The following is a 7,635-nucleotide window of genomic DNA, read 5'->3' as shown; positions in this document are numbered from 1 at the left end:
AAAGAAAACCGCCCGTGCCTGCAGTGGGGTCGTACACGGTAACAATGCTGTTGGGCTTGAGTTTGGCGTCCTGCTCCGTCATCACCAGGGATGTCGTCAGGTGCACGATGTCGCGCGGGGTGAAGTGTTCCCCGGCCGTGTCGTTGGCGCTTTCCGCGAAGCGGCGGATCAGCTCTTCAAAGATCAGACCCATGCCAAAGTTGCTGACGCGCTCTGGACTCAGGTCAATCGTGGCAAAGCGCTGCACCACCTGATACAGCAAATCGGCCGCGGCCAGTTGCTGCACATACTCTTCAAAGCGGAAGTGCTCGAAAATCTCGCGGCCATGACGGCTGAAGGCGTTCACATAGCTCATCAGGTCGTCGGCAGTCTGGGTGTCCGATAGCGTGGCCAGACTCAGCGGAGATGCGTTAAAAAAAGGCTGATCAGCAGCACGCAGCAGCAGGCGCTCCTGAACCTCCTCAGACAGGCGCTGGTTTTCACGGGCGGCGGTGAGTACGGCTTGCTTCTTAGGCTCCAGCACACACTCCAAACGGCGCAGCAGCGTGAACGGCAAAATGATGCGTCCGTACTGGGATTGACGGAAGTCACCCCGCAAAAGGTCGGCTACCGACCAGATAAACGACGCAACTTGCGAATGAGATTCAATGTTCACAGCCAAAGCCCAGGGGAAGATACAAAATCTTTCACATGATAAACCAAGGGACGGCTGAACTTACGGCTTTGCGCCAGAAGGTGATTTCGCGTGACGGTGCAAAAGCTGCACGCCGCAGGCTCCCGCATAGCCGAAACCGATCAAGCTGTTCGGTGTGGTGGGTGCCGGGATTGATCTCTATATACTGTCGAAGAAACGTCCCCTCACAAGGCTCAGCAGTCACTGGCGGGTCACAACATTGAGGGCGGTCACTGAGCAGATGAATACCTTGTTTTGGGGTTGTGCGACTTCGCCCCGAAGTTCACTCACGACAACAGCACAAATCTGCGCAATTTTCCCGTGTATCCCTTAATATCTGAAGACCAGTACCTCGATCCGCTGAGTGAAGACTGCCAAGATTCCGTCATGAAATCTTAGCAGTCTTGGTCATCTTGATTACCTTGCCTAGAACAACGGGGGTCATAACCTCCAGAACCAACCGCCGTTACCGTCCTTCTCCGCCCTTACTCGAAGCTCGGCTTTCGCGCGATTGATGGTTGATGTGGAGTGGCCCGCCGCCGTCGCAAGCTCCAGTATCTTCGTGGATGGTACCCGGCCTGAGCCGATCAGCACTCCACACAAGAAATCCTTCGCTTCATCCAGCCTGCTCGACAGGTTCACACCTCGCTCAGCATCAGCCAAGATCGACTGAGCATCACCGTCCACTGAATCGCCCCAAACCACCTTGGATGTTTCAACGGCATGAGGAATGACTAAGTACTCAACCGTGTATTCAAATCCTCCCCCATCCGGCCCCAGATTATTCTTCGCGCGCGCGAAAAATCGCTCTTCATAATTTGGTCGTCTGGCCGCAACCAATACAACACGAGCAAGGGCAGCGAAAGCTTGCGATCCGATAACGCGATCGAGCGGGTTCTGATTGATCTTGCCCCCGCCTTTCGAAAAATGAGAAATTCCAATTACGGCGACATGGGAACGTGCCAAAACGATAAGATCGCGCAGGTCTCGACGCACCTCATTGGCACGATGCGCGTCGCCGGAAACTGCGTTCATAATAGGATCAATGATGACGACATCAGCCCCGCCGATCTCGGCAATTTTCATCATCAACTGACGTATATCAGTGCTCGGATCAAACTCTCGAAAGCTACCCTGGTCCTGAATCTTAGTCACGAAGTGCACACGCTCAAGGTCTGCCCCCATGGCAATCAGACGAGGTAGCAGCGTCGCTTCAATTTCATCTTCACCAGACCAAATCACGACGTTACCTGGCTCGATGCACTGCGATCCATCCGGCCAACACGCTGCACTTGATACGATCGATGCAATAGATAGCGCAAGTGTTGTCTTCCCAGTGCCGGGCATTCCCGCAAGAATCGTGATTGCGCCCCTCGGTAGCCAGTGCCTCCATAGCCATTGAACCGGTTGAGGCTCGCACTCAGCAGCTCGCAGCAGCCGAACCCCATCGGGGAACTCAGAAGTATCCCATGCCTTCATGACTGCCCCCCGGCGACAAGCTGAGCGGCATCAATGGAAGAGGCTACCTCCATCCGCTTGCGCCATGCTGCAGCGGCTTCGACAGTAATCAACCGCCTACGCCCTACGCGCATGAAAGCAGGCCCTTCGCCGTTGCCCCAGAGTCTGTATAGGTGGTTTCTACTAATTCCGTGCTCGTCACAGAAACTTTGTACTGAATAAACAATGTTTTCCTTTTTCATATCAGACCTTTAAGTAAAGCGCCATGGCCAGTTCCACAGCTAAGGTCATTATTCGGAAAACACTCGCTTCACGAGCGGCTATCAGTGCCCTTTGAGGGCACTGATAGGAAAAACTAGGACCTCAGATGACGCTCTTTAGCATGCTAAAACGCCAAAATACGTCAAACGAGGGGCAGCAACCCCCTGGGGCACTCTAGTTAGTAAGCGACGGACAATCCGCACCGAGCTCTCAAACCCTGCGGATGCGAGGATGATGCTCCGACTGTACCAATGCTCGGTCGAATTTTTACGCAGTTTTGCGTACTTGTTGCGTGCTGAGCGCCGGAGGTAAAGCACCAGCCACAAGCAAACTATTGATTTACAAGGGAAAAATTGGTGGGCGGTACTGGGTTCGAACCAGTGACCCCTGCCGTGTGAAGGCAGTGCTCTACCACTGAGCTAACCGCCCCAAGGCGCCGCAGACACACATCGCGGTGCTTGGAAGTGAAGCCAACTAGTTTAGCATGGAAAATACAACGCTGACGCGGCAGGAAGGGGGTTTCTACTGGCTTGCAGCAACGCATGCAAAAAGTGTTCGGTCTGGCTGGAGTGGGCGAACTCGCAGCCGTAGAGCACGGCGTCGTCGACATATAAAAGGCTGCCCTGCAGCTCGGCCAGGGGGGTGGCCTGCCCGGGCAGTTGCGCCAGGCAAATGCGGCGCTCGCCTAGTTGCAGGTGGGTGTAGTCGCCCCGAGCAGCGATATGCACCGCCTCGGGGGGGATTCCACAAGCGAAGGTATCAACGATTTGAGCCAAGGGGTCGGCTTGCGTGTCCAGCACCACCACGTCGACGTCGGTGCGCACGTTGGCGGCAATTTTGGCCCAATCGTGCAGGGCTGCATCTATAAATAGAATCTCGCGACCACTCAGACCTTGTCCAGTGGCGCCCACGTGCGCAGCCCGACCGGCAGTAGCGGCGAGCGCGCCGGCCTGCTGACTTTGTACGTTTTCATCGGTACTGCAAAAAGCGGATCGGCGGTGATCAGACATAGGCCCCAACCAACGTGGTTACGTGAAAGCGGCGTTGCTTGAATTGGTGATACTTATGATTTGATTCGAGGCTGCTTATTGGACAGGCGCGTGACATTCTGACACACAAACTTGTTCAAGGCAGCAATTTTTTATGTAAACACGGGGCATCAAGCTGCAGACCCGGCGCGCCACAGACTGGGCTTTCCGGCCCCTTTTTCCATCGAGTCAAGGTAAGCTTCGTGTGCGGTCGCTTCGTCAGGGTCTGCACACAGCACCTGCAATACCGAGGCATCGAATTGCTCTAACTGTGTGCCATTGGCTCGCTGCGCATCAGAGCCACCAAAATCCATGATCAGCGCATCTTGGCCGCGTGTCATGGCCAGCCAGACGTCGGCCAGCAGTTCAGAGTCGAGCAAAGCGCCGTGCAGGGTGCGGTGCGCGTTCGAAATTCCGTAGCGCTCGCACAAGGCGTCCAAATTATTACGTTTGCCGGGGTGCAGTTCGCGCGCATGCAGCAATGAGTCGATGATGTTTGCGCATACGGAATCAAAGGCCGGCTTGCCCACGCGCGCCAGCTCGGCATTCAAAAACTTCAGGTCGAACGCCGCGTTGTGAATGATGACTTCGGCGCCGCGCACGAAATCCACAATGTGGTGAGCCACTTCCGAAAATTTTGGGTGGGTGGACAAGAACTCGGTGGTCAGCCCGTGCACCGCAAGCGCCTCGGGGTCGCTGTCGCGCTCGGGGTTCAAATACAGGTGCAAATGGTTGCCGGTTAACGACCGATTCACCATCTCGACGCAGGCTACTTCGACAATGCGATGGCCCTGAGCGGGGTCCAGGCCCGTGGTTTCTGTATCGAGAATGATTTGACGCATGAACATGACCCTGCTGAAAAAACGTTGCCGTGCCATTGTAGAGCACGGCGCCGCGCCCAATGTCGCGCGGCCTTACGGTGCTGCCTTGCCGGCGTCGGCGGTGGCACCCGCTTGCTGGTACACCGCTTTTTCGCGACGCACCTTGCCTGCGATAAGGGTGTAGGCAACCGGCACCACGTAAAGGGTCAGCAAGGTTCCCAAACATAACCCGCCCACCAGCACCCAACCAATTTGCTGGCGCGACTCGGCGCCGGCCCCGGTGGCATAGGCCAGAGGCAGCACGCCCAGCACCATGGCGCCGGTGGTCATTAAGATGGGGCGCAGCCGCAATATACTGGCCTGAACCACCGCGTCGACTTTTTCCATGCCTTCGTCGCGCAGTTGCGTGGCAAACTCAACAATAAGAATACCGTGCTTGGTGATCAGGCCCACCAGGGTAATCAGCCCGATCTGGCTGTAAATAGACAGCGACCCGCCCGACAACCATAAGGCCAACAAGGCGCCGGTCATCGAAAGCGGCACCGAAAGCATAATAATCAAGGGGTTGCGCCAGCTTTCGAACTGGGCCGCCAGCACCAGGTAAATAAAGACCAGCGCCATGACAAACACCATATAAATGTTGCCCGACGAATCGCGGAACTCGCGCGACTGGCCGTCAAGGTCGGTTTGCACTGTGTCGGGCAGCATATCGGCGGCCACCGCATACATGTGGTCCAGAACCTCGCCCAGCGCGTAGCCGGGCGCCACCGCCGCCTGAACCTTGACCGCGCGCAGGCGATTGAAGTGGTTGAGCGACTGAGGCGACACGCTTTCGGCCACGTCCAAAAAGTTGGAAAGCTGCACCATGCCGCCGTCTCGGGTGCGTACGTAAATGTCGGAAATATCGCGCGGGTCGGAGCGGTCTTGCTTCTTGACCTGCACAATGACGTCGTATTGTTCGCCGCCGTCTCTAAAACGCGTAACCTGGCGGCCGCCCAGCATGGACTCCAGTGTACGGCCCACCGTGCCCACGTCCACGCCCACGTCGGCCAGGCGATCGCGGTTGACCGTTACTTCAAGCTCGGGCGTGTTCAGCCGCAAATCGGTCTCCAGGTTTTGCAGGCCCGGATACTGGCTGAGCCTGTCCATGAAAGCATCCGTTATTTCAGCCATTTCCGCATATGACGCCTGACTAAGTATGACGAACTCAACCGGCTTGGAAGTGGCCCGCTGCCCCAGCGAGGCGGGGTTGCTGGGAAACGCCCGCACGCCGGGCAACGCATTGAATTTGGGTCGCAGGCTGTCGGCGATGCTTTGCTGCGAGCGCTCGCGCTCGTCCCAATGCTTAAGGCGCAAAATGGCGAAGCCGTCGACCACAGTGGGGAATCCGATAACGGTCTGGTTGCCCGAGGCCTCGGGAATATCGGCGTACATGGCCTCGATACGCCGCATGCTTTCCAGCGTGTAGTCGATGGTGGCGCCGTCGGGCGCGGTAATAATGCCGTAAATGACGCCGCGGTCTTCGACCGGCGCCAATTCGCTTTTAACAGTCTTGAACAGCACTGCACTACCCAGGGCCACCAGCAAGCCCAGCAACAACACAACGGCCCGGTGGCGCAGCGCCAGTTTCAGGCTGCGCTGGTACCCGTTGCTAAGCCGAACCAGCAGGTTTTCGATAAATAAATAGACCTTGCCGTGCTTGTTTTCGTGCCGCAATAAGGTGGCGCACATCATGGGAGTAAGGGTAAGCGCCACAAAGCCCGACACCAGCACGGCGCCGGCCAGGGTCAGCGCAAACTCAATGAACAGGCGACCGGTGCGGCCTGTGGCAAAGGCCAGGGGCGCGTAGACCGTTACCAAGGTAAGCGTCATGGCCACAATGGCAAAACCTATCTCTTTTGAGCCGATGAAAGCCGCTTCAATGCGCGACTTTCCTTCTTCCATGTGCCGGTACACGTTTTCGAGCACCACGATGGCGTCATCGACCACCAGGCCAATGGCCAGCACCATCGAAAGCAGGGTCAGCGTGTTGATCGAAAACCCAAAAAAATACATGATGCCGAAAGCGCCGATTAGCGACACGGGTATGGTAACGATGGGAATCAGGCTGGCGCGCACGCTGCGCAGGAAAAAGAAAATAACCAGAATCACCAGGACAATGGCTTCACCGATGGTGTAGTAAACCGACTTGATCGACTCTTGAATGAACACCGAGCTGTCGTAGGCAATACCGATGCTCATGCCTTCGGGCAGGCTCTGGTTGATCAGGGCCACCTCGCGCGTCATGGCCTTGGAAAGGTCCAGCGGGTTGGCAGTAGACTGCTTGGTAATGCCAATCAGCAGGCCGTCGCTGCCATTGAAGCGCGCCATAATGCGTTCGTCGGCGGGGCCAATTTCTACGTCGGCCACGTCGCTCAAGCGTACCGAATACCCCTGCACATTGGCCACGATAACGTCACGAAACTGCTCAACCGTTTGCAGGTCGGTGGAAGACACCACCGAAAACTCGCGCATTTCAGACTCGATCCGCCCAGCGGGAATCATGACGTTCTGCGAACGCAAGGCATCTTCAATGTCTTGCACGGTAAGCCGGTAGGCGGCCAGCTTGCTGCGCTCTACATAGATACGCATCGACGGCAGACGTTCGCCGTAAATACGCACCTCGGCCGCGCCGGGCAACACCGACAACCGCGTTTTAACGTAGCGGGTAATGTAGTCGGAGGCCTCCAGCGTGCTCATGCTGCCGGCATTGACCGCCAGAAAGATAATGGGGGTGGAGTCGGCCTCGACTTTGCTGATGATCGGCTCGTCGATCTCGTCGGGCAAAAACCGCCGGGCGCGGGCCACTTTGTCACGCACATCGGCCGCGGCGGCGTCGGGGTCGCGGTCAAGGTTGAATTTGATATTAATGAAGCTGCGTTCCGAGCGGCTGCGCGAGGTCATGACATCGACCCCCTCCATGCCGGCCAACTGATCTTCAAGCGGCTTGGTTACCTGCGACTCGATCACCTCGGGCGAGGCACCCTTGTAGTCGGTTCGAACCGACACCACCGGCTCGTCGATGGCCGGGTACTCGCGCACGGTCAGGCGCTCGTACGAAATAAGGCCGATCAGCACAATCACCAAAGACAGTACCGTGGCAAAAACCGGGCGCTTGATGCAGATTTCGGAAAGGACCATGTCCGGCGCCTTAAGATTGTGCGGGGCGTGCCGCCCTGCCCATCACCCGTACCGGCGCGCCGTCGACGATTTTTTGCAAGCCCGCCACCACTACTTCGTCACCCTCTGCAAGGCCCGACGTGATTTCAATACGCCCCGCCCGTCGCTGGCCAATGCCTACCGCCAGCCGCTCGGCCTTGCCGTCGTGAATGCGAAAGACGTAGCGCTCTTCACC

Annotated in this window: 6 protein-coding genes and 1 tRNA gene; all 7 read right to left on the bottom strand. The window is 57.2% G+C overall.

Features of this window, described 5'->3' with window-relative positions; genetic code table 11:
• Nucleotides 1–655, bottom strand: a 655-nt coding sequence (locus VL003_RS02105) for a type I restriction-modification system subunit M N-terminal domain-containing protein (RefSeq protein ID WP_325439099.1), incomplete at its 3' end; no start/stop codon positions are given.
• A gap of 459 nt (nucleotides 656–1,114) precedes the next feature.
• A complete protein-coding gene (locus VL003_RS02100) occupies nucleotides 1,115–2,152 on the bottom strand; it encodes an AAA family ATPase (RefSeq protein ID WP_325439097.1) in 1,038 nt (345 codons plus the stop codon).
• A 594-nt stretch (nucleotides 2,153–2,746) separates the two neighbouring features.
• Nucleotides 2,747–2,821: transfer RNA gene (locus VL003_RS02095), tRNA-Val, on the bottom strand.
• A 50-nt stretch (nucleotides 2,822–2,871) separates the two neighbouring features.
• Entirely contained in the window at nucleotides 2,872–3,402 is a 531-nt protein-coding gene (locus VL003_RS02090; protein ID WP_325439095.1) for a DUF4347 domain-containing protein, read from the bottom strand.
• Nucleotides 3,403–3,551: 149 nt separating this feature from the next.
• Complete coding sequence (gene dnaQ, locus VL003_RS02085; protein WP_325439093.1) at nucleotides 3,552–4,262, bottom strand: DNA polymerase III subunit epsilon; 711 nt, start codon at nucleotides 4,260–4,262, stop codon at nucleotides 3,552–3,554.
• 72 nt (nucleotides 4,263–4,334) lie between these two features.
• A complete protein-coding gene (locus VL003_RS02080; RefSeq protein WP_325439091.1) occupies nucleotides 4,335–7,421 on the bottom strand; it encodes an efflux RND transporter permease subunit in 3,087 nt (1,028 codons plus the stop codon).
• Between the two features lie 10 nt (nucleotides 7,422–7,431).
• On the bottom strand, nucleotides 7,432–7,635 hold a 204-nt coding region (locus VL003_RS02075), incomplete at its 5' end, for a permuted SH3 domain-containing protein (protein ID WP_487047242.1).

This window comes from Pusillimonas sp. (assembly GCF_035515275.1).
In the GTDB taxonomy this organism is placed as follows: Bacteria; Pseudomonadota; Gammaproteobacteria; order Burkholderiales; family Burkholderiaceae_B; genus Pusillimonas.
Note: the sequence above shows the minus strand (reverse complement) of the source record. Positions and strands in the feature narration are given on the sequence as shown.